The following is a 1063-nucleotide window of genomic DNA, read 5'->3' as shown; positions in this document are numbered from 1 at the left end:
TCACAGCCTGCTCGACTGTTCAATGCTCGACTGTTCAATGCTCGACTGTTCAACTGGCCGACTTGCACTGTCCCGTCACGGCTGATACTTGACACTCGCGTCCCACCTGACGCTTGTCATGATCGTCCGCGATGACGCCCAGAGGCCTAACGGTCGGTGACGAGCAGAGCGCGTGATTGCAGCGGATGCGTGGACCATCAGAGAGGATCCGCGACGGCAGTCGGCAGGTTCAGCTCACTCGCCGGACGACTGCTCTCGGTGTGTTGGTCGGCGATCCAGGGCGGCGCCTTCTGGATTGGATGAGGGGCCACCTGCCGGTCCTCGATCGTCCAGTTGGTCGATGCTTCGGCCAAGCGAATCGCCTCAGCCCAAAGCTTGCCGGGGTCGATCCTGTGGCTGCCGTCGGCTGCAGGCTCGTCCTGCATGATCGCCTCGTCGACTGGAACGGACAGGTAAGTCTCCTCTGTCGTGGCTCGCTGCAACCGAACCGAAATCGAATACGTTCTGGGGGCCTCGTCCATCCGCGCAGATTAGTCGGCCGGAGAGACTTGATCCAACACGATCGGTACCCACAGCGGTACGAACTATGAAGCTTCGCCGTCAGGCCGCCCGGCTCCGCGACTCGCCCGTCGACCGTCATTCCCCCTGCGCTGTCCTCCGCATATCCGTGCGCCAACCGCGTCGATCCATCGTGGCGCTACGCAGCGCACGGATCGCGGCTAGATCAGGCTGCGCGCCTGGATCACGCGGTGTGACGTCCGCTGTGCTCGGCGTAGATCGGCAGTCAAGGATCACCTGGGACGGATTCGTCAAGTATCAGCTGGGACTAGACACTGGCCGACTTGCACTGGCCGACTTGCAATGATGTTGCGCAGATGTCTGACTCCGGTTGATGCGTTACACCCCGGCTTCAAATCGCCCGGTTCAAGGCCCGCGAGCCCGAACCACCGCGTCAGCGACCGTCGATATAACCCGGGAGCCTGGCCCGACTCGAACGGTGCAGCCATCCTTGGGTTCAGTGACGCGCGGTTACCCGGGATGCCGCGCGTTGGGCAAGCCTCGT

1 protein-coding gene is annotated in these 1063 nt (G+C 62.7%); it reads right to left on the bottom strand.

Translation table 11 applies throughout. The features are described 5' to 3' along the window. Positions 1-197: 197 nt before the first annotated feature. Positions 198-521, bottom strand: a complete 324-nt coding sequence (locus ODJ79_RS46610; protein ID WP_263030188.1) for a hypothetical protein — start codon at positions 519-521, stop codon at positions 198-200. Positions 522-1063 lie beyond the last annotated feature (542 nt).

The organism is Actinoplanes sp. KI2, assembly GCF_025630775.1.
Lineage (GTDB): Bacteria > Actinomycetota > Actinomycetes > Mycobacteriales > Micromonosporaceae > Actinoplanes.
Note: the sequence above shows the minus strand (reverse complement) of the source record. Positions and strands in the feature narration are given on the sequence as shown.

What these genes read in the sequence shown, in the direction of transcription:
- ODJ79_RS46610 (WP_263030188.1), bottom strand. Translation starts at nt 521, where the DNA reads ATGGACGAGGCCCCCAGAACGTATTCGATTTCGGTTCGGTTGCAGCGA.